We start from the raw sequence: 26,853 nt of genomic DNA, 5'->3' as shown, positions 1-26,853 counted from the left end.
GGCGGCCTTGATCACCGACCCCAAGGGACCGAGGCCTGCTCGGTCCTTCACCGCCAGGCGGGATTCCGGCTCGGCAGCCAGGGGCCGAAGAGCGGTTCGTACGCCTCGCCCGTCTCGTCGGCGAGGACGAAGTCAGGCGTCGTGGCAGAGACCGCAGCATGCAGGCGAGCCAACAGGGCCGGGAAAGACCCGAACTCCAAGCCCAGTGCCGCAGCCAGGCGTACTCGATGCGCGCCGATCTCGGGTTGGTCCTCGAGCTCGTCGTGGCGAAGGTGGTCGGCCGCCGTCCGCATGACCGTCAAATCACCGGATCCGGAGAACTTCAGACAGTCCCACCAGGACGGCAACCCGACCATGATCTCCAGCGCCTCGGTCAGGCTCTGGCCAATCAGGCCGGCCTGTCCTTCGGAGCTGGCATACAGCACAGGTCGGTCCTTGCCGCCGTCACCACAGAGGAAGAACGTCCCGCCGGTGAAGTCGCCGGCAACGACCTCCAGAGCGAGCCCGGAGGAGAGCCGGACGGGCTCCCCGTGATCGCCCCGCGAGAGATCGAACTCGCAGACGCGCCACAGCAGTTCGGCAAGGCCGGAGTCTCCTCGTATCGAGTCCAGGATTGCTTCGTCGCGAGTCACGCCGCGGACGATAGCAGTGGCCTGAACGGCGCGCTTCATACCGTTGACCGGGGAGTGCCAGGGTACGAAGGTATGCGAAGACGCAACGGAGCTGCGGAAACCGACCGTTGAGCCGCAGCCCCGACACGCACCACCGCCCTCGAACCGCCCGTCACCCCAAATGCGTGGCCGCGAACATCCGCAACACAGCCGGAAGTACGACCACGGAAGGCCCCGGTTCCGCCAACGCCTTCGCGAGGTCCGTCTCCAACGCCTCCGGCGAAGTCCGCACCCCCCGCACCCCGAACGACTCCGCCAACGCCACGTAATCCGGCCGGGTCAGCTCCGTCGCCGTGGCCTCGCCGAACGCGTCCGTCATGTACTCGCGGAGGATGCCGTAGCCGCCGTCGTCGACGATGAGCCACGTGACGTTCAGGTCGTACTGCTTGGCCGTGGCCAACTCCGCGATGGAGTACAGCGCACCGCCGTCCCCGGACACCGCCAGCACCGGACGCGTCGGATCCGCCGCGGCCGCGCCCAGTGCCGCCGGGAAGCCGTAACCGAGGCCGCCGGCGCCCTGGGCGGAGTGGAGATGGTTGGGGCCCTTCGCGTCGAAGGCCGACCAGGCCCAGTAGGCGAGGATCGTCATGTCCCAGAAGGACGGGGAGTTGGGCGGCAGGGCCCTGCGTACCGAATCCAACACGCCCTGTTCCAGGGTCAGTTCCTGGGACGCGATGCGTTCCCGGACCTTGTCCAGCACCTCCGCCACCCGCACCGGCGCCGAAGTGTCCGCCCGTTCCGTCACCGTCTCCAGCAGTGCCTGCAAGCCGTGCCACGCGTCCGCGTGGATGCCCAACGCCGGGTGGTTCGACTCCAGTTTGCCGAGGTCCGCCTCGATCTGGATGACGCGGCCTCGTGGTTTGAACGTGTGGTAATTGGAGGAGAGTTCGCCCAGACCCGAGCCGACTACCAGTACTACGTCCGCGTCCTCCAGGAAGTCCGTCGTATGGCGGTCCTCCAGCCACGACTGCAACGACAGCGGATGGGTCCACGGGAACGCGCCCTTGCCGCCGGGGGTCGTGACCACCGGCGCATGGAGTTTCTCCGCCAGTTGCCGCAGCTTCTTCGACGCGTCCGCCCGTACGACTCCCCCGCCCGCGATGATCGCCGGGCGGGCCGCCTTCGACAGCAAGTCGGCTGCCACGGCGGTCAGTTCGGGGCGCGGGATCAAGTCCTCCGGTGTCGCGTCCACCGCCGTCACCACCGGGAGCAACGTCTCCGCCAGCAACACATCCTGCGGAATCTCCACCCACACCGGTCCGTGCGGAGCCGTCAGCGCCGACTTCCATGCCTCCGCGATCGCCGACGGGATCTGCGACTGGGTGCGGACCGTGTGGACGGACTTCACCACTCCCCTGAACGAGGCCGACTGGTCGGGCAGTTCATGCAAATACCCATGCCTGCCGCCGCCCAGGCCCGCCGTCGGGATCTGGCTGCTGATCGCCAGCACCGGGGCCGAGGCCGCCCTCGCCTCCTGGAGTGCCGCCAAGGACGTCAGCGCACCTGGGCCCGTCGACAGCAGCAGTGGTGCCGCCTCGCCCGTGATGCGGCCGTACGCGTCCGCCGCGAACCCGGCGTTGTTCTCCACCCGTAGGCCGATATAGCGCAGGTCGGAACGGCGCAGCGCGTCGAACATCCCGAGCGCGTGCTGGCCCGGCAGGCCGAAGACCGTCGTCGCGCCGAGGCCCGCCAGGGTCTCCACGACCAGGTCACCGCCGTTGCGCCCGGGGGGCGGGTTCAGGGCGGCGGAGATCTGCGCGGCCGTCGGGCGGAGTTCCAGGTCGTGGTCGTGCGTCACTTGCTCTCTGTCTCCCTACGAGTCACCAATTGCCCGGCCGGCGTTACGAGTTGCGCGCCTCGGCGATCTGCCGGGACATGATCGTGATCAGGTCGTACGCGGTGTGCGACGCGGCCACCGACGTGATCTCGGCGTGGTCGTACGCCGGTGCCACCTCGACGACGTCCGCCGACACCAGGTTGCAGGATGCCAGGCCGCGCAGGATCTCCAGAAGTTCGCGGGAGGTCAGGCCACCGGCCTCGGGCGTGCCGGTACCGGGCGCGTGGGCCGGGTCGAGGCAGTCGATGTCGATGGAGATGTACAGGGGTCGGTCACCGATGCGCTGGCGCAGCTGGTCGGCGACCTCGTCGGCGCCCCGGCGGTACACGTCCGCCGACGTGACGATGCCGAAGCCCATCTTCTCGTCGTCCTTGAGGTCCTGCTTGCCGTACAGCGGACCGCGGATGCCGACGTGCGAGAGCGCCTCCGTGTCGAGGATGCCCTCCTCGACTGCCCTGCGGAACGGCGTCCCGTGGGTGTACTCGGCCCCGAAGTACGTGTCCCAGGTGTCGAGATGGGCGTCGAAGTGCAGCAGCGCCACCGGGCCGTGCTTCTTCGCGACGGAGCGCAGGAGCGGAAGCGCGATCGTGTGGTCGCCGCCCAGGGTCATCAACCTCGCGCCGGTGTCCAGGAGTTGGTCCGCCGCGGCCTCGATGGTCTCGACGGCCTCGTTGATGTTGAACGGGTTCGCCGCGATGTCCCCGGCGTCCGCGACCTGCGCGAGCGCGAACGGGGACGCGTCCTGCGCCGGGTTGTACGGCCGCAGCAGCCGCGACGCCTCACGGATCGCGTTGCCGCCGAAGCGCGCGCCCGGCCGGTACGAGACACCGGCGTCGAACGGCACCCCGACCACCGCCACGTCCGCGGTGCCGACCTCGTCCAGGCGCGGCAGCCGGGCGTAGGTCGCGGGTCCGGCGTACCGCGGGGTGCGGGAGGAGTCGACCGGGCCGCGGGGCGTCTCGTTGCTGGTCATGGGCACTGCCTTCTTTCCTACGCTTCGTCGCGTATGGGATTTTTCCTGCGGGTTTGTACGCCTGCCTACGACTTTACTGGTGGGCGGCGACCGGCTCGGACGCGAGTTCGGGTGCGCCGCGCCCCGCGAGCCGGTCCCGCCACGCGGCGAGTACGGCCGCGTCGGTCGCCGGCGTCGCCAGGGACACCGTGATGTAGGCGGCCAGAGACAGCAACAGGCCGTAGTACACAGGCTCGTTGGCGAGGATGCCGTAGGTCGCCATCAGGCCGACGACCGCCAGGCCGCCGACGATCACCGAGGCGAGCGCGCCCTGTGCCGTGCCGCGCTTCCACAGCAGGCCGCCGAGGATCGGGACGAGGAGTCCGCCGACGAGGAGGTTGTAGGCGACTGTCAGCGCCTCTACGACGTTGTTCAGCGCGATCGCCGTGACGATCACCGCGACACCCATGACGAGGATGAAGACGCGGTTGCCCCGTACCTCGTCGTGCTCCTCGCCCTCCTCCCGCCGTACGGCACCTCGCAGCCGCGACCAGATGTCGTTGTTGGCCACCGTGGCGCAGGCGATCAGCGCGCCGGACGACGTCGACATGACGGCGGCCAGGGCGGCGGCGAGCACCAACCCCCGTACTCCGACCGGGAGTTCGTCCTTGACGATGGTCGCGAAGGCGTCGTCCGGGCTGCCGAGGTTCGGGTAGAGGACCTTGGCCGCCGTGCCGATGACGGCGCCCGCGACGGCGTAGACGAGGCAGTACGTGCCCGCGACCGTGCCGCCCCACTTGGCCGTCCTGTCGCTGCCCGCCGTGAACACGCGCTGCCAGATGTCCTGGCCGATGAGCATGCCGAACGTGTAGATCAGGACGTAGGTGAAGATCGTCTCGCCGCCGATGCCCAGCGGGTCGAAGTACTCGGTCGGCAGCTTCGCCTTCATCTCGCTGAAGCCGCCGGCCTTGACGACCGCGATCGGCAGCAGAAGCAGGAGCACGCCGATCGTCTTCACCACGAACTGCACCATGTCCGTCAGCGTGATCGACCACATGCCGCCGAGCGTCGAGTACGCGACGACGATCGAGCCGCCCAGGATGATCGCGAGGGTGCGGTTCATGTCGAAGAGGACGTCGAAGATCGTGGCGTAGGCGATGGTCGAGGTGACGGCCAGCATCAGGGTGTACGCCCACATGACGATGCCGGAGATGACCCCTGCACGGCCGCCGTACCTGAGGTCGAGCATCTCCGACACCGTGTACACCTTGAGGCGGGCGATGCGGGCGGAGAAGAAGACGGAGAGGGCGAGCAGGCCGAGGCCGATGGTGAAGACCATCCAGGCGCCGGAGAGGCCGTACCGGTAGCCGAGCCCGACTCCACCGATGGTGGACGCGCCGCCCAGAACGATCGCGGCCATGGTGCCGGAGTACATGACCGGGCCCAGGCGGCGGCCCGCGACCAGGAAGTCGCTCTTGGACTTGGCGCGGCGCATGCCCCACCAGCCCATGGCCAGCATGCCGGCCAGGTAGACGACGATCACGGTGTAGTCGACGGCCATACGGGGGCCTCCTTCGCGCGCTCTAGGGGTCCGTCTCCGGGTTCTAGGGGTCGTCCCGGTGTCTCGGGGGGCTTGCTTCGCGACTGACCCTAGGTGGCCGGAAAGCGGCTGCGAAGTGTACGTTTCATCCATCCGAGCCCGAGGCGATGGAGGAAACGTCCACCATGCCGGACCTCACGGTTCCGCCCACACCACCCGTGTTTCTCTCCGCCCTCCTGGCCCGCGAGGACCTGGGGCTGCGGCAGATCGCCGGGCCGTCCGACCCCGACATCGCGATCCACTGGGCGCACACGTCGGAGATGCCGGACCCGTATCCGTACCTGCTGGGCGGCGAGCTGCTCCTCACCGCGGGCGTGCACATCCCGGACGCGGCCGGCTCGGGCACGTACTTCGACGACTACGTCGCCCGGATCGTCGAGGCGGGCGGAGTGGCCCTCGGCTTCGGCGTCGCACCGGTCCACGACACCGTGCCGCGCGCCCTGGTCGCGGCCTGCGACCACTACGACCTCCCGCTCCTGGAGGTCCCCCCGCCCACCCCCTTCTCCCGCGTGGCCCGCGCGGTCTGGCAACTGATGGCCCAGGCCCGCCTGGCCGAACTCCGCCGCGTCACCGAGGCCCAGCAAAGCCTGGCCGCAGCGGCCTCCCGCCCGGATCCGGTCCCTTCGGTGCTACGACAACTCGCCCAGCGGGTCGGCGGGCGCGCGGTGTTGTTCGGGCCGGACGGGACGGAGATCGCGGGGGCGGGGCGGGGTGCCGGGGCAGTTGGAGCGAGGGGGGCGGAGGCGGGAGGCAGGGCGGGCTCGACGGGTACGGGGGCGGGAGGTAGGGCGGGCTCGACGGGTACGGGGGCGGGAGGTAGGGCGGGTTCGACGGGTACGAGGGTGGGACGCGGAGCGGGAGTGGTCGGCGCGGAGGCGAGCGGCGCGGAGGTGCGGGAGGCGTTGGCGGAGCTGGCCCGGGTGGTCCGGCCCCCGGCCGCTCCCACCTCGTCCCCCGCGTCCCCCGTCTCATCCCGTAGGTCCCCCGTCTCATCCCCTACGTCCCCCACCGCACCCCCTAAGTCCTCCACCTCCACCTCCACCTCCCTCGACGGCACGCCCCCGAACCGCCCCGCCCCCACGTCCGCCACCGACACCGTCCCCGGCGCACACCTCGCCGCGTACGCCCTCGGTACCGGTCAGGGTTTCGTCCTAGGTGTCGCCGCTCCGCAGCGCGCCCCCGGCGACCACACCATCGCCTCGGTCGCCGCCGTACTCCTCTCCCTCCTCACCGGCGAACACCAGAGCCGCACGGGAGCGGACCGTTCGTCGGCGCTCGTACGGCTGCTGCTGGGTGCCCCGCCGGAGGACGTCGCGTCGCTGCTCGGCGGGGACCGATGGGTCGTGGTGCACGCACGACCGGACGCACACGCCCCCGACCCGGTCGCGGCCTCCGCGCTCGGCACCGCCCTCGGTTCCACGTTGATCGACCTGGCGCCGGACGTCGTACGGGTACTCCTCCCCGCCGATCGCGAACCCGCCCCGCAACCCGGCTGGACCCTAGGGGTCAGCGCCCCCGTCGCCCCCGGGGACTGGGCCGCCGCCGACACCCAGGCGGCCCGTGCCCTGGCCCGCGCCCGTGCGACCCGTACCCCGCTGGTACGACACGGTTCCTCGGGTCGCGCCGGGCTCGACGAACTCGTACCGCACGACGAGGCCGAGGCGCACGCCCGTACCCTGCTCGCCCCGCTCGGCGCGCACCCCGCGCTCACCGAGACGCTGCGCACCTGGCTCTCCCTGCACGGGAGTTGGGACCGTACGGCGGTCGCGCTGGCCGTGCACCGCAACACCGTGCGGCAGCGGATCGCGCGGTGCGCGGCGCTGCTGGAGGCGGACCTGGACGATCCGGACGTACGGATGGAGCTGTGGTTCGGCCTGCGTCATCTCTGAGTAACCAAGTGCGAGTGATCCACATCCCAGCGTTCGGGACGTCGGGCGGACGCACATCTCTCTGCTTCACAATGGGAGGCATGCCGATACCCGGGACCCCCAGCCGCGCCGAGCTCGTCGATCACCTTGTGAAGACCCGTATCGCGGGCGACGTAGCCACGCCCCGTGAGAACAACCTCTCGCACTACCGCAAGCTCGCGAACGGCGACCGCCACTACTGGTTCGGCCTGGAGCTCGGCAGCCGCTGGACCGACGAGCAGGACGTGCTCGCGGTGATGGCGGAGCGGGTGGGGGTGAACGACGATCCCGAGTACCGCTACGGCCAGGACACCATCGACCCGGAGCTGACGGTCGAGGGTCTCGACCGGCTGGCGGCGCGGTTGCGCAAGGCGGCCGACGGGCAGCAGCGGGTGCTCTTCGCGACCGGTCACCCGGGCGGTCTGCTGGACGTGCACCGTGCCACGGCCGCCGCCCTGCGCACGGCCGGCTGCGAGATCGTGGTGATCCCGGAGGGGCTGCAGACGGAGGAGGGGTACGTCATGCAGTTCGCGGACGTGGCCGTCCTGGAGCACGGCGCGACGCTCTGGCACACGCACTCCGGTGAGCCGATGAAGGCGATCCTCACCGCGCTGGAGCGCGAGGGCCGCCCGCTGCCCGACCTGATCGTCGCCGACCACGGCTGGGCGGGCTACGCGGGCCGCCACGGCGTCGACTCCGTCGGGTACGCCGACTCGAACGACCCGGCGCTCTTCCTCGCCGAGTCCGAGGGCACCGTACAGGTGGCGGTCCCCCTCGACGACCACGTCGTCAGCCCCAGGTACTACGACCCGATGACGGCGTATCTGCTGGCGGAGGCGGGACTCGGCTAAAGGGCGGAACTCAACTCCCTTGTCACGGCCAGGGGTTGAGCCCTTCGGCCCGGCGCTGCGCGTACCCCGGTGTCGGGTCCAGATAGACCCGGTTCACCGACGGGAACGCCTCCCGCAGTCGCTGCTCGGCCTGTTCGCAGGCCCACTCGATCTGCGCGGCGCTCGACCGGTCCCGGAAGTCGATCTTCGCGGCCACCAGCGCCTCGCGCGGGCCCTGCACGAGGGTCGTCAACTCCAGTACGGCCTCGATGTGTTCGACCCCGAGCAGCTCCTCCCGGATACGGTCCCGCATGGCCTTGGGGAGCGGGCGGCCGATGAGGAGTTCGGCGTTGGAGCGGCCGAGCACCCAGGCGACGTAGAGCAGCAGGGCGCCGATGCAGAGCGAGGCGATGCCGTCCCAGACGCCGGAACCCGTGAGCTGGCCGCCGAGCAGGCCGCCCGCCGCGAGGACCAGGCCGACGAGCGCGGCGGAGTCCTCAAGTACTACGGCCTTCACCGCGGTGTCGGGGGTGTAGCGGAGGTAGCGCTTGAAGGAGGCGTCGAAGCGGGCCGCCTCGCCGCGCGCCTGGCGTACGCCCGTCCGCAGGGAGTAGCCCTCCAGGAGGAAGGCGACGCCGAGGACGATGTAGGAGATCAGCGGGTCGCCGAGCTCCTCGCCTGCGACGAGGGTGTGGACGCCGTCGTAGATCGAGAAGACCGCGCCGCCGACGAAGGTCGCGACGGCGGCGAGCATCGCCCAGATGTAGCGCTCGGGGCCGTAGCCGAGGGGGTGTTCCTCGTCGGCGGGTTTGCTGCTGCGTTTGAGGGCGGTGAGGAGGAGGAGTTCGGTGACGGTGTCGGCGACCGAGTGCGCCGCCTCCGACAGCATCGCGCTGGAGCCGCTGATGACGCCGGCGACCGCCTTGGCCAGGGCGATGCCCAAGTTGGCGACGGCCGCGACGATTACGGTGCCGGTGGACTCGCCGCCGCCGTCGCTCTCCTCTGTTTCTGCCATGCCCTCAGTGTTCCCGAGGAACCCGGACCACGCCCTCCTGAATGACGGAGATGGCCAGTTGACCGTCCTGCGTGTAGATCCGCGCCTGCCCGAGCCCCCGCCCGCCGGACGCCGACGGCGACTCCTGGTCGTAGAGCAGCCACTCGTCCGCGCGGAACGGCCGGTGGAACCACATCGCGTGGTCGAGCGAGGCCCCTACGACATCCCCTACGGCCCAGCCGCCGCGGCCGTGCGCGAGGAGCACGGAGTCGAGGAGGGTCATGTCGGAGACGTAGGTCGCGAGTACTACGTGGAGCAGGGGTTCGTCGACGGTGCCGTCGAGCTTGCCGTTGGTGCGGAACCACACCTGCGAGTGCGGCTCGCGCGGTGTGCCGAACTTTCCGTACGGCGGCTCCTCGACGTAGCGCAGGTCGATGGCCTCGCGCGCCTCCAGGAACTTCTCCACGACCTCGGGGGCGATGTGGTCGTAGCCGCGCAGCCGGTCCTGCGAGGTGGGCAGGGTGGCCGGGTCGGGGGCGGACGGCATGGGGGCCTGGTGTTCGAGGCCGTCCTCGTGGCGCTGGAAGGACGCGGAGAGGGCGAAGATCGGCTGTCCGTGCTGGACCGCGACGACGCGGCGCGCGGTGAAGGAGCGGCCGTCGTTCATGCGCTCGACGGTGTAGACGATGGGCGCGCCGGGGTCGCCGGGGCGCAGGAAGTACGCGTGGAGGGAGTGGGCGAGACGGTCCGCGGAGACCGTCCGGCCGGCGGCGACCAGCGCCTGGGCCGCCACCTGTCCGCCGAAGACGCGGGGGACGACGGCGGACTGGGACTGGCCGCGGAAGATGTTCTCCTCGATCTGCTCAAGGTCGAGCAGATCGAGGAGTCCCTGAAGTGCCTTGCTCATGGCACCTTTTCTACGGGCCGGTAATTTCGGGGACCTTACAGGCCCATGTCCTTCGCGATGATCGTCTTCATGATCTCGCTGGTGCCGCCGTAGATGCGGTTGACGCGGTTGTCCGCGTACAGGCGGGCGATCGGGTACTCGTTCATGAAGCCGTAGCCGCCGTGCAGCTGGAGGCAGCGGTCGATCACGCGGTGGGCGACCTCGGTGGTGAACAGCTTGGCGCTGGCCGCCTCGGCGGGGGTCAGCTCACCGGCGTCCAGGGCCTCGGTCGCGCGGTCCACGACGGCCTCGGCGGCGTCCACCTCGGCCTGGCAGGCGGCCAGTTCGAACTTGGTGTTCTGGAACGCGGCGACGGGCTGGCCGAAGACCACGCGCTCCTGCACGTACTGCTTCGCGAACCGGACGGCGGCCTTGGCCTGCGCGTAGGCGCCGAAGGCGATGCCCCAGCGCTCGGAGGCGAGGTTGTGGCCGAGGTAGTAGAAGCCCTTGTTCTCCTCACCGAGGAGGTCCTCGGCCGGGACCTTCACGTCGACGAACGCCAGCTCGGCGGTGTCGGAGGTCTTCAGGCCGAGCTTGTCGAGCTTGCGGCCGACCGAGTAGCCCTCGGCCTTGGTGTCCACCACGAAGAGGGAGATGCCGTGGCGGCGGTCCTCCTTGGTGGAGGGGGAGGTGCGGGCGCAGACGATCATGCGGTCGGCGTGCACGCCGCCGGTGATGAAGGTCTTGGCGCCGTTGAGGACGTAGTGCGTGCCGTCCTCGGAGAGCTTGGCGGTGGTCTTCATGCCCGCGAGGTCGGAGCCGGTGCCCGGCTCGGTCATCGCGATGGCCCACATCTCCTCGCCGGAGACGAACTTCGGCAGGAAGCGCTTCTTCTGCTCGTCGGTGGCGAGCAGCTTGATGTAGGGCAGGCCGAGCAGTACGTGCACGCCGGAGCCGCCGAAGGAGACACCCGCGCGCGCGGTCTCCTCGTAGAGGACGGCCTCGAACTTGTACGAGTCGATGCCCGCGCCGCCGTACTCCTCGTCGACGCGGATGCCGAAGACGCCGAGCTCGGCGAGCTTGTAGTAGAAGTCGCGCGGCGCCTGGCCGGCCGCGAACCACTCGTCGTAGACGGGGACGACCTCGGCCTCGATGAAGGCCCGGAGGGTCTCCCGGAACGCCTCGTGGTCCTCGTCAAACACCGTACGGCGCACCGCCGCACCTCCTTTGCGCCTAAACCGGCGCCGCTCTCGCGTATGTGGTCGCTCGCCGTTGGGGTTCCTCAATTGATGGTTGCGGCCCGCATGGCTAAGCGCTTGCTCAGAATCGAGCGTACCGGCGGGTAGGCGGAGGCGTCCAGTGGAACGGGCACGTAACGCTCATCACGCCCCCGCCGCCGCGAACGCCCCCCGCGCCATCCGATGCAACAACTCCGCCGTAGCCCCCCGCCCCGGCAGCGACCCCGGCCTCCCCAGATGCGGGGTCGAGTTCAGCAGCCCGAACACCGAGTGGACCGCCGACCGTGCGCTGGGTTCGGCCAGGTCCGGGTACACCTCCCGTACGACCTCCACCCACAACTCGACGTACTGGCGCTGGAGTTGGCGCACCAGCTTGCGGTCGGTGTCCCGGAGGCGGTCCAGCTCGCGGTCGTGAAGGGTGATCAGGGGGCGGTCGTCGAGGGCAAAGTCGATGTGGCCCTCGATGAGGGAGTCGAGGAGCGGCTCCGCGGAGGTCACGCCCTGCGCCTCCGCCAGGCGGCGCTTCGCGCCCGTGAGGAGCTGGCCGCTGATGCCGACAAGCAGCTCCGCGAGCATCGCGTCCTTGCCCGGGAAGTGGCGGTACAGGCCGGGGCCGCTGATGCCGACGGCCGCGCCTATCTCGTCGACCCCGACGCCGTGGAAACCCCGCTCGGCGAAGAGCCGCGCGGCCTCCTTGAGGATCTGCTCGCGGCGGGTGGGGGCGTCGGTTCTCGTGGTCATGGAAGCAATTCTAGACAGGGAGGTTAGCGGTCGTTAACCTGAGGGAAATGGTTAACGCTCATTAACAGTCGAGAGCAGCCGATCGCTGTGCGAGGGGACCGCAGAATGCAAGAGGCACCGGAGCTGACGAGCGCGGCGGACCCCGCGTCGGAGGCGTGGCGGGCCAACGAGGCGGCGCACCGCGCGCTGGGCGAGGAGCTGCGCCAGAAGCTGGCCGCGGCCCGGCTCGGCGGGGGCGAGCGCGCCCGGGACCGGCACACCGCGCGCGGCAAGCTGCTCCCCCGCGACCGCGTCGACACCCTCCTAGACCCCGGCTCACCCTTCCTGGAGCTGGCCCCGCTGGCTGCCGACGGGATGTACGACGGAGCCGCCCCCGCCGCCGGCGTCATCGCCGGGATCGGGCGAGTGAGCGGGCGCGAGTGCGTGATCGTCGCCAATGACGCCACGGTCAAGGGCGGGACGTACTACCCGATGACCGTGAAGAAGCATCTGCGCGCCCAGGAGATCGCCCTCGAGAACCGCCTCCCCTGTATCTATCTCGTCGACTCCGGGGGCGCGTTTCTGCCCATGCAGGACGAGGTGTTCCCGGACCGCGAGCACTTCGGGCGGATCTTCTACAACCAGGCCCGGATGTCGGGGGCACGGATTCCGCAGATCGCCGCCGTGCTGGGGTCCTGCACCGCCGGTGGGGCCTACGTCCCCGCCATGAGCGACGAGGCCGTGATCGTCCGGAATCAGGGGACGATCTTCCTCGGCGGCCCGCCCCTCGTGAAGGCCGCCACCGGCGAGGTCGTCACCGCCGAGGAACTGGGCGGCGGCGACGTCCACGCACGCGTGTCGGGCGTCACCGACCACCTCGCGGAGGACGACGCGCACGCCCTGCGCATCGTCCGGAACATCGCCGCCACGCTCCCCGCGCGCGGGGCCCTCCCCTGGGAGGTCACCGAGTCGGTGGAGCCGAAGGTCGACCCGTACGGGATCTACGGCGCCGTCCCCGTCGACTCCCGTACCCCCTACGACGTACGGGAGATCATCGCGCGCGTGGTCGACGGCTCGCGCTTTGCCGAGTTCAAGGCCGAGTTCGGGCAGACCCTGGTCACCGGCTTCGCGCGCATCCACGGCCACCCGGTCGGCATCGTCGCCAACAACGGCATCCTGTTCTCCGAATCCGCCCAGAAGGGCGCCCACTTCATCGAGCTGTGCGACCAGCGCGGCATCCCCCTGGTGTTCCTCCAGAACATCTCGGGGTTCATGGTCGGCAAGGACTACGAAGCGGGCGGCATCGCCAAGCACGGCGCCAAGATGGTCACCGCCGTCGCCTGTGCGCGCGTGCCGAAGCTGACGGTGGTGGTCGGCGGCTCGTACGGCGCGGGCAACTACTCGATGTGCGGCCGGGCCTACTCCCCCCGCTTCCTCTGGATGTGGCCCGGCGCCAAGATCTCCGTGATGGGCGGCGAGCAGGCCGCGTCGGTCCTCGCGACCGTGAAGCGGGACCAGTTGGAGGGACGCGGGGAGTCCTGGCCGGCCGAGGACGAGGACGCCTTCAAGGACCCGATCCGGCAGCAGTACGAGCGTCAGGGCAACGCCTACTACGCCACCGCCCGCCTCTGGGACGACGGGGTCATCGACCCGACGGAGACCCGCCAGGTGCTGGGTCTCGCCCTGACCGCCTGTGCCAACGCGCCGCTGGGAGACCCCCAGTTCGGCGTCTTCCGGATGTGATGAGGGTGCCCGAGATGGTCGACACATTCGAGACTCCTGAGACGCCCGGGATGCCCGAGGTACCCGCGATGTTCGACACGGTCCTCGTGGCCAACCGGGGCGAGATCGCGGTCCGCGTCATCCGCACCCTGCGCTCGCTCGGCGTGCGCTCGGTGGCCGTCTTCTCCGACGCCGACGCGGACGCCCGGCACGTGCGCGAGGCCGACACGGCGGTACGGCTCGGTCCGGCGCCCGCCGCCGAGAGCTATCTGTCGGTGGACCGACTCCTGGAGGCGGCGGCCCGCTCCGGCGCGCAGGCCGTGCACCCGGGCTACGGCTTCCTCGCCGAGAACGCGGGCTTCGCGCGCGCGTGCGCCGACGCCGGGCTGGTCTTCATCGGTCCCCCGGCCGACGCGATCGCCCTCATGGGCGACAAGATCCGCGCCAAGGAGACGGTGGAGGCGGCCGGGGTCCCGGTCGTCCCCGGCGGCCGCGACCCCGAACTGGCCAAGGCGGCACACGAGTTGGGCGCCCCCGTCCTCCTCAAGCCGTCGGCCGGAGGCGGCGGCAAGGGCATGCGCCTGGTCCGCGACCTCACCCTCCTGGAGGAGGAGATCGCCGCCGCCCGCCGCGAGGCCCGCGCCTCCTTCGGCGACGACACCCTCCTGGTCGAGCGCTGGGTCGACCGCCCCCGCCACATCGAGATCCAGATCCTGGCCGACGGCCACGGCAACGTCGTCCACCTCGGCGAACGCGAGTGCTCCTTGCAGCGCCGGCACCAGAAGGTCGTCGAGGAGGCACCCAGCGTGCTCCTCGACTCCGGCACCCGCGCGGCGATGGGCGAGGCGGCGGTCCAGGCGGCCCGCTCGTGCGGGTACGCGGGCGCGGGCACGGTCGAGTTCATCGTGCCGGGCAGCGACCCCTCGTCGTACTACTTCATGGAGATGAACACCCGCCTCCAAGTGGAGCACCCGGTAACGGAGTTGGTGACCGGCCTCGACCTCGTCGAGTGGCAGCTGCGGGTGGCGGCGGGCGAGCGACTCCCCTTCACGCAGGACGACATCACGCTCACCGGGCACGCGATCGAAGCCCGCGTCTGCGCGGAGGACCCCGCGCGCGGGTTCCTCCCCTCCGGCGGCACGGTGATCCGGCTGCACGAACCCCAGGGCGACGGCATCCGCACCGACTCCGGCCTCTCCGAAGGCACCGAGGTCGGCAGCCTCTACGACCCGATGCTCTCCAAGGTCATCGCCTACGGCCCCGACCGCGCGACCGCGCTCAGGAAGCTCCGCGCGGCCCTCGCGGACACGGTGACCCTGGGCGTGCCGACGAACGCCGGTTTCCTACGGCGGCTGCTGGCCCATCCGGCGGTCGTGGCGGGCGAGTTGGACACCGGGCTCGTCGAGCGGGAGGCGGACGGGCTCGTGCCCGGTGAGGTACCGGTGGAGGTCTACGCGGCGGCGGCGCTGCTACGGCACGCGGCGCTCGCGTCCGGGCGGGGCTCCGGCTGGGCCGACCCGTTCGCCGCCACCGACGGCTGGCGGCTGGGCGGGGAGCGGGCCTGGACGGCGCATCCGCTCCAGGTGCCGGGCCACGACCCGGTGACCGTACGCGTACGCCGCACGCCCGAGGGCGGGACCGAACTACTGCCGGACGGCGCCGAGAAGCCGCTCGACGGGTCCGGCCGGCCCGGGCCCGACGGCCGGTTCGTCGTGCGGCTCGACGGACTCGTCCACACCTTCACCGCCCTGCCGGACGGCACCTGGCTGGGCCGGGACGGGGACGCCTGGCAGGTGCGGGACCACGATCCGGTGGCCGCCTCGCTCAGCGGGGCCGACCGGTCCGGGGCCGGTTCGCTGACCGCGCCGATGCCGGGGACGGTGACCGTGGTGAAGGTCGCCGTGGGGGATCAAGTGGCCGCGGGGCAGAGCCTGTTGGTGGTGGAGGCGATGAAGATGGAGCACGTCGTCTCCGCGCCGCACGCCGGCACCGTCGCCGAACTCGATGTGACGCCGGGCGCGACGGTCGCCATGGACCAGGTGCTGGCGGTCGTCACACCCGTGGAGGAGGACCAGTGACACTCGGACCGGAGACACTCCCGATGGTCGTACCGGCCCCCGATCTGCCCGCCCGGGTGCGCATCCACGAGGTGGGCGCGCGGGACGGGCTGCAGAACGAGAAGGCGACCGTGCCCACGGAGGTGAAGGCCGAGTTCGTGCGGCGGCTGGCCGACGCGGGCCTGACCACGATCGAGGCGACGAGCTTCGTGCACCCCAAGTGGGTGCCCCAACTGGCGGACGCGGAGCAGCTGTTCCCGCTCGTACGGGACCTGAAGGGCGTACACCTCCCGGTCCTCGTGCCGAACGGCCGCGGGCTCGACCGGGCCCTGACCCTGAAGGCGACCCGCGTCGCCGTCTTCGCCAGCGCCACCGAGTCCTTCGCCAAGGCCAACCTCAACCGCACGGTGGACGAGTCGCTCGCCGTGTTCGCCCCGGTCGTGGCCCGCGCCAAGGACGAGGGCGCCCATGTGCGCGGCTACGTCTCCATGTGCTTCGGCGACCCCTGGGAGGGCGCGGTCCCCATCGCCCAAGTGGCGCGGGTCTGCCGGGCGTTGGTCGACATGGGCTGCGACGAGCTGAGCCTCGGCGACACGATCGGGGTCGCAACTCCCGGGCATGTCCTGGAGTTGCTGGCCGCGCTCAATGAACAGGGCGTCCCCACCGACGTGTTGGGCGTGCACTTCCACGACACCTACGGCCAGGCACTGGCCAACACCTACGCGGCACTGGAGCACGGCGTCACCACCGTGGACGCCTCCGCCGGCGGCCTCGGCGGCTGCCCGTTCGCCAAGTCCGCGACCGGCAACCTCGCCACCGAAGACCTCGTGTGGATGCTCCGGGGTCTCGGCATCGACACCGGAGTCGACCTCACCCGTCTCACCGCCACCAGCGTGTGGATGGCCGAACAACTGGGCCGACCCAGCCCGTCCCGCACCGTCCGCGCACTCGGTAAAACAGCACAGCCCCACAAGGAGCAGTGACCGCCATGGACCACCGTCTCTCCCCCGAGCTGGAAGAACTCCGCCGTACGGTCGAGGAGTTCGCGCACGACGTCGTCGCGCCGAAGATCGGCGACTTCTACGAGCGGCACGAGTTCCCGTACGAGATCGTCCGCGAGATGGGCCGCATGGGCCTGTTCGGACTGCCGTTCCCCGAGGAGTACGGCGGGATGGGCGGCGACTACCTCGCGCTCGGCCTGGTCCTCGAGGAGTTGGCCCGGGTCGACTCGTCGGTCGCGATCACCCTGGAGGCCGGGGTGTCGCTGGGCGCGATGCCGATCCACCTCTTCGGCACCGACGCGCAGAAGGCCGAGTGGCTGCCCCGGCTCTGCTCCGGCGAGATCCTCGGCGCCTTCGGCCTGACCGAGCCGGACGGCGGCTCCGACGCGGGCGCGACCCGGACGACGGCACGCCTGGACCCGGACACCGACGAATGGGTGATCAACGGCTCGAAGTGCTTCATCACCAACTCCGGTACGGACATCACCGGCCTGGTGACGGTCACCGCGGTCACCGGCCGCAAGCCCGACGGCAAGCCGCTGATCTCCGCGATCATCGTACCGTCCGGGACACCCGGCTTCACGGTCGCGGCGCCGTACTCGAAGGTCGGCTGGAACGCCTCGGACACCCGCGAGCTGTCCTTCGCGGACGTCCGGGTCCCGGCGGCGAACCTGCTCGGTGAACTGGGCCGCGGCTACGCCCAGTTCCTGCGCATCCTCGACGAGGGCCGCATCGCCATCGCGGCGCTCGCGACGGGTCTCGCGCAGGGCTGTGTCGACGAGTCGGTGAAGTACGCCAAGGAACGGCACGCGTTCGGGCGGCCGATCGGCGCCAACCAGGCCATCCAGTTCAAGATCGCCGACATGGAGATGAAGGCCCACACCTCACGGCTCTCCTGGCGCGACGCGGCCTCCCGCCTGGTCGCCGGCGAACCCTTCAAGAAGGAGGCGGCCCTCGCGAAGCTGTACTCCTCCACGATCGCCGTCGACAACGCCCGCGACGCCACGCAGGTGCACGGCGGCTACGGCTTCATGAACGAGTACCCGGTGGCCCGCATGTGGCGCGACTCCAAGATCCTGGAGATCGGCGAGGGCACCAGCGAGGTCCAACGGATGCTGATCGCCCGCGAGTTGGGCCTCACGGGCTGACAGCCACAGTTAAACGGTCTCAGGTGTCGAGACGCCCAGGCCTGCCGACAACTCCCCAGAGATCAGGGCGATATGGCGGTAGGCCCGTTCGGCGGCGGCCAACACCCTTTCCTGTACGGCGGGTTCACCTAGCGCGCGATCGAGGCGCTCGGTGAAGCCCGCCCAGCGGGCGCGGTCGCCGCTGCCGTAGTACGAGGCACCGTTCCCGTCCGTGAGCCGGTACGCCTCGGTGACGTACCGGCACAGGAACATCGCGCCGAGGGTGGAGCCCTCCAACACGTAGAGGAAGCCGAGGAGTTCGCGGGGTTCGGTCGCGGCGGTGCGGCGTATCTCCTCGACGAACTCCTCGGCGGCCGGGCCGAGTCCGGGGAGCGCACCCCGGGCGGCTGCGAAGTAGTGCAGGTCGCGTTCGATGAGGGGCAGTTTCACGAGGTCGGGTGACCACACCGACGTGACGGACGGGCAGGTGACACGAGTGAGTTCGCCCTCAAGCGCCTCCAACACCACTCGGTAGGCGGCGAGTTGGCCGACGTAGCGGTCCAGTGGCAGGGTGCCGGAGAGCATCGCGGTGGCGAACCCGGTGGTCTCCAGGGCCTGGTGCCAGGCGCGGGTGCCGTTCCTCAGGCGTCCGCTCAGCAGGTCCGTCATACGCCGCTCCGCTGCCGGACCGTCGCGAGCAGACGGTCGATGAGGTGGCCCTTGCGTTCGATCGTCACGTCGAAGTAGGCGGCGCTGCGCTCGGAGCGGCACACGCCGTGCACGGCGTCCTTCGCGGCGCGCTTCAGGGCCACGGCCTCCTCGGCGAGCGCGAGGAGCGTGCCCTCCAGTTTCGGGTGACCGAGAACGTACGGTTTGAAGTCCTCGGCGGGCGGTGCGCCGCCTTCCTCGTCGAGGAGTTCCAGGAAGACCCGGTTGCCCAGGCCGTCGAAGTCCTCGTGTGTGTTGGCGCCGCCGAACTCGGGCACGAAGTCGGTCAGGTCGTTGAACAGCTGGCTGGCGAGGCCCAGTTGACGTATCGCGCCGTCCAGGGCGAACCGGTCGTCCTCGACCACTCCCAGCCCGGCGACCGCCGCGTCGAGCGGCATCCAGAACAGGGTTCCGGTCTTCAGCGCGGCCGTCGACTCCCAGAAGTCGATCCGTGTGGCGCGCGGCGCGGCCAGCAACTCCGCGCGCGTGAGCGCCGTACGCGAGGACAGGTCGACGGCCTGTCCGGTGAAGCCGCTGCCGACCGAGCGCAGCAGGCTGTCCACGACGGCGGGGTCGGCCGCGTGCCGCAGCGCGGACATGATCAGCCAGGCGCCGGTGTTGAGGGCGAGCGGGGTGCCGTGGGTGGCGTGGAGGGCGGGTTCGCCGTAGCGGACGTCACTGCCGTCCTGGATGTCGTCGAGGGCGACCGCGGCCTTCAACAGAATCCTTACGGCAACTGCTGTGCGGCGGATCACCGCGAGGTCGGAAACGATGTCCGCCTTCTCGGGGAACCCTTCCGTCTCCTCGGGGAACCCCCGGTAGTTCCGGTACGCCCAGTACACCATCGAGGGCCGCAGCGGGGCCCGGCCGCCGGGTGCTCCGGCCGTGGGGGGCAGCGCCTGCTGGCCCACTTTCGACCCGAGGGCGTCGGCGACCGGTTCGTACAGGGCTCGGCGCAGGGCCGTGTCGTGGACGGAGACCCCCGCCGCCCGCGCCGGGGCGGTCAGCGCGTCGAGGAACTCGGCCAGGTCGTCCTCCAGCAGGGCCGCGTCGCTCCGTACGACCGCTTCCACGTCCGTCACATCCATCGTGGTAGCCACTCCACCTCCGCAGACGACCGAACAGCAGTGCGCAGATCCCCGTAGAAGGAGCGTGATCACAACGGCCGGACGAGACAAGGCGGTTGAAAGCCAAATCGCATAGGACATGGGCTCATAAGCCCGGCACAGGACAGCCACAGGGCGCGTACGGACCCGGGCGGCGATCACCCCGCCCACTGGACAGATAGTGAGGTTAGGCTAACCTACCTTCGAATTGTCCGGCGGGCGCTCCCGCCCTGTTCGAAAGCAGCCACACATGTCCAACGCCCGTGCCACTCACCTCTCCCGCCGCGGCATCCTCGCCGCGGGCGGCGCCCTCGGCCTCGGTGCCGCGCTCGCGGCCTGCGGCGACGACGACGCGAAAAGCGGTGGCTCGGACAAGGAGACGGCGGCCGCCAAGTCCGGCCCCTGGACCTTCAAGGACGACCGCGGCACCACCGCGAAGGCCGACAAGATCCCGGCGAACATCGTCTCGTTCATCGGTGTCGCCGCCGCGCTGCACGACTACGGCATCGAGTCCAAGGGCGTCTTCGGGCCGACCAAGCTGAAGAACGGCAAGGCCGACGTGCAGGCCGGCGACCTCGACATCAGCAAGGTCACCATCCTCGGCAACGAGTGGGGCCAGTTCAACATCGAGAAGTACGCGGCCCTCTCCCCCGACGTCCTCATCACCACGATGTTCGACTCGGCCGGGACCCTCTGGTACGTCCCGGAGGAGTCGAAGAAGAAGATCCTCGCCGTGGGCGCGCCGACCGTCGGCATCTCGGTGTACGACATCCAGCTGCCGACGCCGCTCGGGCGGATGCTGGAGCTTGCCAAGTCCCTTGGTGCGGACACGAGTTCGGCCACCATCACCGCGGCGAAGAAGCGGTTCGAGGATGCGGCCGCCCGGCTGCGTGCCGCGGCCAAGGCCAAGCCGGACATCAAGATCCTCGCGGGTTCCGCGAGCCAGGACATCTTCTACGTCTCCGGGTCCAATCTCTCCGCCGACCTCGAGTACTACAAGGCTCTCGGCGTGAACTTCGTCGAGCCGTCCGCTGCCGCGTTGAAGGCGAGTGGTGGGTGGTTCGAGAATCTGAGCTGGGAGAACGTCGACAAGTACGGGGCGGACATCATCATGATGGACAACCGGACGTCGGCGATTCAGCCCGCTGACATCACTGAGGGCACGTGGAAGAAGTTGCCGGCTGTGAAGGCGGGGCAGGTCATCGCGCGTAACCCTGAGCCGATTCTGTCCTACGCCAAGTGCGCGCCATTGCTTGAGGATCTCGCGAAGGCGATCGAGAGCGCGAAGAAGGTCAGCTGATTTAGGGGTGGTTTCGCTTTGTGGGGAGCTGCGGGCCGTGTGTGGCTGGTCGCGCAGTTCCCCGCGCCCCTAGGGAGTTGCCCCTTACCTCCGTTTTAGGAGTTGCCCCATGACTACGGCCGTTGCCGCGCCCTTCCGCTTCTTTTCACTCCAGGTCGTGCGGACGGAGCGGCTTGGGCCGTCTCTTGTTCGGGTCTCCTTTGGTGGGGACGATCTGGCGTACTTCTTCTCCGACGGGTGTGATCAGTCCCTGTCGCTCTTTCTCCCCCAGCCCGGTCAGCTGGAGCCCGCCGTGCCGTTCGAACTCGGTGACGGGTGGTGGCAGGGGTGGCGTGAACTCCCCGACAGCGTGCGGGCGGTGATGCGGTCGTACACACTTCGCGCCCTGCGCCGCGACCCCGACGAGATCGACATCGACTTCGTGTTGCACGAACCTGCCGGGCCCGCCTCCCGTTGGGCCTCCCTCGCCGCCCCCGGTGATCGGGTCGTGTTGCTCGGGCCGGCCGTCGCGGACAATCGGGCGATTCGGTTCCGGCCGCCGGAGGATGCAGATCTCGTGGTCGTGTGGGGGGACGAGACCGCCGTGCCGGCCGTCTCCGCCATTCTCGAAGCTTTGCCGGCCGGCATTCGTGCGCGGGTGTGGCTGGAGGTCCAACACCCCGGTGACATCCAGGACTTGGCGACCGACGCCGATGCCGAAGTGACCTGGCTGGTGCGTGAGAGCCAGGGCGTCGAGGGGTCCCCCATGGCCCTCGGCGCCCTTCGGGATGCCCAACTCCCGCCTACAGAGCGGCCGTACGTGTGGATCGCGGGTGAGGCCGGTCAAGTGAAGGCGCTGCGGCGGCACTTCGTGGGTGAGCGTGGGTTCGACCGGCGGCGGGTGACCTTTGTCGGGTACTGGCGGCGGGGGCTCAGCGAGGAGCAGTTGCGCGACGCCGGGTGACGGCGCGAGGGGCAGCTGGGGCGTGAGTGACGGCTGTCACGGGAGCGGTGGGTTTCATGGACGTTAAGTTAGGTTAGGCTTACCTAAGTTGATGTTGCGGAACCCCGCCGCTCACCTGTCCCGCACGGACTTCCCCACCGGAGGACCCCCACATGCGCTCGCACCTGCTCAATGACACGACTGCGGAGCACTACCGCCGCTCCGTGACGGAAGGCGTGGAGCGGGTGGCGGCCAAACTCGCCACCACCGAACGGCCGTTCACCGGCGTCACGGTCGACGCCCTCTCCCCCCTCATCGACCGGATCGACCTCGACCGTCCGCTCCACGACACCGCCGCGGTGCTGGACGAGCTGGACGAGGTCTATCTGCGTGACGCGATCTACTTCCACCACCCCCGCTATCTCGCCCACCTCAACTGCCCGGTCGTCATCCCGGCCGTGCTCGGCGAGGCGGTGCTCTCCGCCGTCAACTCCTCCCTGGACACCTGGGACCAGTCGGCCGGCGGCACCCTCATCGAGCGGAAACTGATCGACTGGACGAACGAGCGGATCGGCCTCGGGCCGCACGCGGACGGGGTGTTCACCTCCGGCGGCAGCCAGTCCAACCTCCAGGCGCTGCTGCTGGCCCGCGAGGAGGCCAAGACCGACAGTCTCGCCAAGCTGCGTATCTTCGCCTCCGAGGTGAGCCACTTCAGCGTGAAGAAGTCGGCGAAACTGCTGGGTCTCGGGCAGGACGCCGTCGTGTCGATACCTGTCGGCGCCGACAAGCGCATGCAAACGGTCGCGCTCGCCCGCGAGTTGGAGCGCTGCAAGAGCGCCGGGCTCGTCCCCATGGCCGTCGTCGCCACCGCCGGCACCACCGACTTCGGCTCCATCGACCCACTGCCCGAAGTCGCCGCCCTGTGCGAGCAGTTCGGGGTGTGGATGCACGTGGACGCGGCCTACGGCTGCGGGCTGCTCGCCTCGCTGAAGTACCGGGGTCGGATCGACGGCATCGAGCGCGCCGACTCGGTCACGGTGGACTACCACAAGTCCTTCTTCCAGCCGGTGAGTTCGTCCGCCCTGCTGGTCCGCGACGCCGACACCCTGCGCCACGCGACCTACCACGCGGAGTACCTCAACCCGCGCCGCATGGTGCAGGAGCGCATCCCCAACCAGGTCGACAAGTCCCTGCAGACCACCCGCCGTTTCGACGCGCTCAAGCTGTGGATGACGCTGCGCGTGATGGGCGCCGACGGTGTCGGTCAACTCTTCGACGAGGTCTGCGACTTGGCCGAGGAGGGGTGGAAGCTGCTCGCCGCCGACCCGCGCTTCGACGTCGTGGTCGAGCCCTCGCTCTCCACCCTCGTCTACCGCTACATCCCGGCCGCCGTCACCGACCCGGCCGAGATCGACCGCGCCAACCTGTACGCCCGCAAGGCCCTGTTCGCCTCCGGTGCCGCGGTGGTCGCGGGCACCAAGGTCGCGGGCCGCCACTACCTGAAGTTCACCCTGCTCAACCCCGAGACGACGACAGACGACATCGCCGCCGTCCTCGACCTGATCGCCGGCCACGCCGAGCAGTACCTGGGAGAGTCCCTTGACCGCGCTTCCTGAAGCCTCGAACAAGACCTACGACTTCGTGGGCATCGGGCTCGGACCCTTCAACCTCGGCCTCGCCTGCCTCACCGAGCCCATCGCCGAACTCGACGGCGTCTTCCTCGACTCGAAGCCCGCCTTCGAGTGGCACGCCGGCATGTTCCTCGACGGCGCCCACCTCCAGACCCCGTTCATGTCGGACCTGGTCACGCTGGCCGACCCGACCTCACCGTACTCCTTCCTCAACTACCTGAAGGAGAAGGGGCGTCTGTACCCCTTCTACATCCGCGAGAACTTCTACCCGCTGCGCGTCGAGTACGACGACTACTGCCGCTGGGCCGCCGACAAGCTCACCAACGTGCGCTTCAGCACGACGGTCAGCGAGGTGACGTACGAGGACGAGGCCGAGGTCTACGTCGTCCGGACCGAGGCCGGTGACGTGTTCCGCGCCCGGCAGCTGGTCCTGGGCACCGGCACCCCGCCGTATCTCCCGGAGGCCGTCGCCGGTCTGGGCGGCGACTTCATCCACAACTCCCGTTACGTGCAGCACAAAGCGGAGTTGCAGGCCAAGGAGTCGATCACGCTGGTCGGCAGCGGGCAGTCCGCCGCCGAGATCTACTACGACCTGCTCGCCGAAATCGACGTCCACGGCTACGAGTTGAACTGGGTGACGCGCTCGCCGCGTTTCTTCCCGCTGGAGTACACGAAACTCACGCTGGAGATGACCTCCCCGGAGTACATCGACTACTTCCACGCGCTGCCGGAGCAGACCCGCTACCGCCTCACGGCCGAGCAGAAGGGCCTGTTCAAGGGCATCGACGGCGACCTCGTCAACGAGATCTTCGACCTGCTCTACCAGAAGAAGGTCGGCGGGCCCGTCCCCACCCGACTGCTCACCAACTCCTCGCTGGACAGCGCCACTTACCGCGACGGCGTGTACGAACTCGGCCTCCGCCAGGAGGAGCAGGAGAAGGACTACACCCTGCGCTCCCAGGGTCTGATCCTCGCGACCGGCTACAAGTACGCCGAGCCGGAGTTCCTCAAGCCCGTCCACGAGCGGCTGCGCTACGACAGTCGGGGCAACTTCGACATCGCCCGCAACTACTCGATCGACACCACGGGCCGGGGCGTCTTCCTCCAGAACGCCGGGGTCCACGCGCACAGCATCACGTCCCCGGACCTGGGCATGGGCGCGTACCGCAACTCGTACATCATCCGTGAGCTGCTCGGCACCGAGTACTACCCGGTCGAACAGACCATCGCGTTCCAGGAGTTCGCCGTATGACCGCCCTCACCGACACAGGCACCTTCACCTTCCGCCCCCTCGACCCGCTCCAGGACGCCGAGTTGCTGCACCGGTGGCTCACGCACCCCAAGGCCGCGTTCTGGATGATGCAGGACGCGAAACTGGAGGACGTCGAGCGCGCGTACATGGAGATCGCGGCCGACGAGCACCAGCACGCGCTGCTCGGGCTCCAGGACGGTGTTCCTGCCTTCCTGATGGAGTACTACGACCCCCGTCATCGCGAACTCGTCGGCCTGTACGAGCCGTTGCCCGGTGACGTCGGCATGCACTTCCTGACGCCGGCCACCGAGGCGCCCGTCCACGGCTTCACCCGTGCGGTGATCACCGCCGTGCTGGCCCGGCTCTTCGAGGACCCGGCCGTCGAACGTGTCGTCGTGGAACCGGACGTGTCCAACACCGCCGTACACGCACTGAACGAGGCGGTCGGGTTCGTGCCCGAGCGTGAGATCCAAAAGCCGGAGAAGAAAGCCTTGTTGAGCTTCTGCACACGGGAACAGTTCTTGACGGCGACAGCGGCGACGGCGGTGTCCGCATGAGCCTCGCCGACGCCGTGGCCCACCTCTCCCCCGAGCGCTGGGAGAAGGCCAACCGCCTCCTGATCCGCAAGGCCCTCGCCGAGTTCGCGCACGAGCGGCTGCTCACCCCCGAACTCGTCGAGCGGGACGGCGACTTGTACGTCGTCCGCAGCGACGACGGTCTGACCCGCTACCGGTTCGCCGCCACCCGGCACGCCCTCGACCACTGGCAGGTCGACGCCGACTCGATCACCCGGCACCGCGACGGCGCCGAACTCCCCCTCGCCGCCCTGGACTTCTTCATCGAGCTGAAGCAGGCGCTCGGGCTGAGCGAGGAGATCCTGCCGGTCTACCTGGAGGAGATCTCCTCCACCCTCTCCGGCACCTGCTACAAGCTCACGAAGCCGCAGATCCCGGTCGCCGAGCTGGTCAAAAGCGACTTCCAGGCCATCGAGACGGGGATGACCGAGGGGCACCCCTGCTTCGTCGCCAACAACGGCCGGCTCGGCTTCGGCATCCACGAGTACCTCTCGTACGCCCCCGAGACCGCGAGCCCGGTCCGCCTGGTGTGGCTGGCCGCGCACCGCTCCCGGGCGGCGTTCACGGCGGGCGTGGGCATCGAGTACGAGTCCTTCCTGAGGGAGGAGCTGGGAAGTGTGACGCTGAACCGTTTCCGCGTAACACTTTCCGAGCAGGGTCTCGACCCCGACGACTACCTCCTCATCCCCGTCCACCCCTGGCAGTGGTGGAACAAGCTCAGCGTCACCTTCGCCGCCGAGATCGCCCGCGGCCACCTCGTGTGCCTCGGCGAGGGCGACGACGAGTACCTCGCCCAGCAGTCCATCCGGACCTTCTTCAACAAGTCGCACCCCGAGAAGCACTACGTGAAGACGGCCCTGTCCGTCATCAACATGGGCTTCATGCGCGGGCTTTCGGCCGCCTACATGGAGGCGACCCCGGCGATCAACGACTGGCTCGCCCAACTCATCGACAACGACCCGGTGTTGAAGTCCACCGGCCTGTCGATCATCCGCGAGCAGGCGGCCGTCGGCTACCGGCACCTGGAGTACGAGGCCGCGACCGACCGCTACTCGCCGTACCGCAAGATGCTCGCCGCGCTGTGGCGCGAGAGCCCGGTCTCCTCGCTCCAGGACGGCGAGTCCCTCGCGACGATGGCCTCGCTGGTGCACCTGGACCACGAGGGCGCGTCCTTCGCCGGCGCGCTGATCGAGCGGTCGGGGCTCGCCCCGGTGGAATGGCTAAGGCGGTATCTGCGGGCGTACTTCACCCCGTTGCTGCACAGCTTCTACGCCTACGACCTGGTGTTCATGCCGCACGGCGAGAACGTCATCCTCGTCCTGAAGGACGGTGTGGTCGAGCGCGCGATCTACAAGGACATCGCCGAGGAGATCGCCGTCATGGACCCGGACGCGGTGCTGCCGCCGACGGTGGAGCGGCTGCGGGTCGAGGTCCCCGAGGACAAGAAACTGCTCTCGATCTTCACCGACGTCTTCGACTGCTTCTTCCGCTTCCTCGCCTCCAACCTGGCCGCCGAGGGCGTCCTGGAGGAGGACGACTTCTGGCGCACGGTCGCGGACGTCACCCGTGAGTACCAGGACGCGGCGCCCGAACTCGCCGACAGGTTCCGGCAGTACGACATGTTCGCGCCCGAGTTCTCGCTGTCCTGCCTCAACCGCCTTCAACTGCGCAACAACAAGCAGATGGTGGACCTGGCGGACCCGTCCGGCGCGCTCCAGCTCGTCGGCACCCTGAAGAACCCCATCGCCGGGTTCTGACACCACAAGCAGGCGGGCACCCCGGGGTACGGTCCCCCGGGGTGCCCGCCCCATTTACAG

General features: G+C 69.7%; 22 protein-coding genes. 12 read left to right on the top strand and 10 right to left on the bottom strand.

The window, feature by feature from the left end; all coding sequences use genetic code 11:
• Positions 1-47 precede the first annotated feature (47 nt).
• The 4 genes from OG504_RS33615 to OG504_RS33600 all read right to left on the bottom strand — a co-directional run bounded on the left by OG504_RS33615 (position 48) and on the right by OG504_RS33600 (position 5,021).
• Entirely contained in the window at positions 48-632 is a 585-nt protein-coding gene (locus tag OG504_RS33615) for a hypothetical protein (RefSeq protein WP_405993155.1), read from the bottom strand.
• A 151-nt stretch (positions 633-783) separates the two neighbouring features.
• Positions 784-2,469, bottom strand: coding sequence for a thiamine pyrophosphate-binding protein (locus OG504_RS33610; protein WP_405993154.1), 1,686 nt, complete (start codon positions 2,467-2,469; stop codon positions 784-786).
• 43 nt (positions 2,470-2,512) lie between these two features.
• Positions 2,513-3,481, bottom strand: coding sequence for an agmatinase (speB, locus tag OG504_RS33605; protein ID WP_405993153.1), 969 nt, complete (start codon positions 3,479-3,481; stop codon positions 2,513-2,515).
• Between the two features lie 73 nt (positions 3,482-3,554).
• Positions 3,555-5,021: a sodium:solute symporter gene (locus tag OG504_RS33600; RefSeq protein ID WP_405993152.1), complete on the bottom strand. Its 1,467-nt coding sequence runs from the start codon at positions 5,019-5,021 to the stop codon at positions 3,555-3,557.
• A gap of 164 nt (positions 5,022-5,185) precedes the next feature.
• Here OG504_RS33600 and OG504_RS33595 point away from each other — a divergent pair, with 164 nt between their 5' ends.
• Together OG504_RS33595 and OG504_RS33590 are read left to right on the top strand one after the other, a co-directional pair.
• Complete coding sequence (locus OG504_RS33595; protein WP_405993151.1) at positions 5,186-6,949, top strand: PucR family transcriptional regulator; 1,764 nt, start codon at positions 5,186-5,188, stop codon at positions 6,947-6,949.
• 80 nt (positions 6,950-7,029) lie between these two features.
• Positions 7,030-7,818, top strand: coding sequence for a phosphatase (locus OG504_RS33590; protein ID WP_405993150.1), 789 nt, complete (start codon positions 7,030-7,032; stop codon positions 7,816-7,818).
• Positions 7,819-7,840: 22 nt separating this feature from the next.
• Here OG504_RS33590 and OG504_RS33585 read toward each other — a convergent pair whose 3' ends face one another.
• The 4 genes from OG504_RS33585 to OG504_RS33570 all read right to left on the bottom strand — a co-directional run bounded on the left by OG504_RS33585 (position 7,841) and on the right by OG504_RS33570 (position 11,656).
• A complete protein-coding gene (locus tag OG504_RS33585; RefSeq protein ID WP_405993149.1) occupies positions 7,841-8,812 on the bottom strand; it encodes a cation diffusion facilitator family transporter in 972 nt (323 codons plus the stop codon).
• Positions 8,813-8,816: 4 nt separating this feature from the next.
• Positions 8,817-9,698: an acyl-CoA thioesterase gene (locus OG504_RS33580; protein ID WP_405993148.1), complete on the bottom strand. Its 882-nt coding sequence runs from the start codon at positions 9,696-9,698 to the stop codon at positions 8,817-8,819.
• Between the two features lie 35 nt (positions 9,699-9,733).
• Positions 9,734-10,891 carry an acyl-CoA dehydrogenase family protein gene (locus OG504_RS33575; RefSeq protein WP_266768942.1) on the bottom strand — a complete coding sequence of 386 codons (1,158 nt, stop codon included), beginning with the start codon at positions 10,889-10,891 and terminating at the stop codon, positions 9,734-9,736.
• 168 nt (positions 10,892-11,059) lie between these two features.
• Positions 11,060-11,656, bottom strand: coding sequence for a TetR/AcrR family transcriptional regulator (locus OG504_RS33570; RefSeq protein ID WP_405993147.1), 597 nt, complete (start codon positions 11,654-11,656; stop codon positions 11,060-11,062).
• Between the two features lie 105 nt (positions 11,657-11,761).
• Here OG504_RS33570 and OG504_RS33565 point away from each other — a divergent pair, with 105 nt between their 5' ends.
• From OG504_RS33565 to OG504_RS33550, 4 genes are all read left to right on the top strand, one after another.
• On the top strand, positions 11,762-13,378 hold the full coding sequence (locus OG504_RS33565; protein ID WP_405993146.1) for a carboxyl transferase domain-containing protein: 1,617 nt from the start codon (positions 11,762-11,764) through the stop codon (positions 13,376-13,378).
• A gap of 68 nt (positions 13,379-13,446) precedes the next feature.
• Entirely contained in the window at positions 13,447-15,435 is a 1,989-nt protein-coding gene (locus OG504_RS33560) for a biotin carboxylase N-terminal domain-containing protein (protein WP_405996499.1), read from the top strand.
• A 23-nt stretch (positions 15,436-15,458) separates the two neighbouring features.
• Positions 15,459-16,397: a hydroxymethylglutaryl-CoA lyase gene (locus tag OG504_RS33555; protein ID WP_405996498.1), complete on the top strand. Its 939-nt coding sequence runs from the start codon at positions 15,459-15,461 to the stop codon at positions 16,395-16,397.
• 5 nt (positions 16,398-16,402) lie between these two features.
• Positions 16,403-17,563 carry an acyl-CoA dehydrogenase family protein gene (locus tag OG504_RS33550; protein WP_033283850.1) on the top strand — a complete coding sequence of 387 codons (1,161 nt, stop codon included), beginning with the start codon at positions 16,403-16,405 and terminating at the stop codon, positions 17,561-17,563.
• Positions 17,564-17,572: 9 nt separating this feature from the next.
• On the opposite strand, the gene OG504_RS33545 is transcribed toward OG504_RS33550, so the two are convergent.
• Positions 17,573-18,211, bottom strand: coding sequence for a biliverdin-producing heme oxygenase (locus OG504_RS33545; RefSeq protein WP_405993145.1), 639 nt, complete (start codon positions 18,209-18,211; stop codon positions 17,573-17,575).
• Positions 18,208-19,350, bottom strand: coding sequence for a polyprenyl synthetase family protein (locus tag OG504_RS33540; protein ID WP_405993144.1), 1,143 nt, complete (start codon positions 19,348-19,350; stop codon positions 18,208-18,210). Before OG504_RS33540 ends, OG504_RS33545 begins: the two co-directional genes overlap by 4 nt.
• A gap of 256 nt (positions 19,351-19,606) precedes the next feature.
• Here OG504_RS33540 and OG504_RS33535 point away from each other — a divergent pair, with 256 nt between their 5' ends.
• The 6 genes from OG504_RS33535 (at position 19,607) to OG504_RS33510 (ending at position 26,793) form a co-directional block, all read left to right on the top strand.
• Positions 19,607-20,656 carry an ABC transporter substrate-binding protein gene (locus OG504_RS33535; RefSeq protein WP_405993143.1) on the top strand — a complete coding sequence of 350 codons (1,050 nt, stop codon included), beginning with the start codon at positions 19,607-19,609 and terminating at the stop codon, positions 20,654-20,656.
• Positions 20,657-20,765: 109 nt separating this feature from the next.
• Positions 20,766-21,599: a siderophore-interacting protein gene (locus tag OG504_RS33530; RefSeq protein ID WP_405993142.1), complete on the top strand. Its 834-nt coding sequence runs from the start codon at positions 20,766-20,768 to the stop codon at positions 21,597-21,599.
• Between the two features lie 152 nt (positions 21,600-21,751).
• Complete coding sequence (gene desA, locus OG504_RS33525) at positions 21,752-23,194, top strand: lysine decarboxylase DesA (RefSeq protein WP_405993141.1); 1,443 nt, start codon at positions 21,752-21,754, stop codon at positions 23,192-23,194.
• Positions 23,178-24,461, top strand: a complete 1,284-nt coding sequence (locus OG504_RS33520; protein WP_405993140.1) for a lysine N(6)-hydroxylase/L-ornithine N(5)-oxygenase family protein — start codon at positions 23,178-23,180, stop codon at positions 24,459-24,461. Before desA ends, OG504_RS33520 begins: the two co-directional genes overlap by 17 nt.
• Positions 24,458-25,018, top strand: a complete 561-nt coding sequence (locus OG504_RS33515; RefSeq protein WP_405993139.1) for a GNAT family N-acetyltransferase — start codon at positions 24,458-24,460, stop codon at positions 25,016-25,018. The genes OG504_RS33520 and OG504_RS33515 overlap by 4 nt, the downstream gene beginning before the upstream one ends.
• A complete protein-coding gene (locus OG504_RS33510; protein ID WP_405993138.1) occupies positions 25,015-26,793 on the top strand; it encodes an IucA/IucC family protein in 1,779 nt (592 codons plus the stop codon). The genes OG504_RS33515 and OG504_RS33510 overlap by 4 nt, the downstream gene beginning before the upstream one ends.
• Positions 26,794-26,853 lie beyond the last annotated feature (60 nt).

Origin of the sequence: Streptomyces sp. NBC_00986 (assembly GCF_045162565.1) — a bacterium.
Taxonomy (GTDB): domain Bacteria; phylum Actinomycetota; class Actinomycetes; order Streptomycetales; family Streptomycetaceae; genus Streptomyces.
The sequence above is the reverse complement of the archived record's forward strand: the minus strand, read 5'-3'. Positions and strand labels throughout refer to the sequence as shown.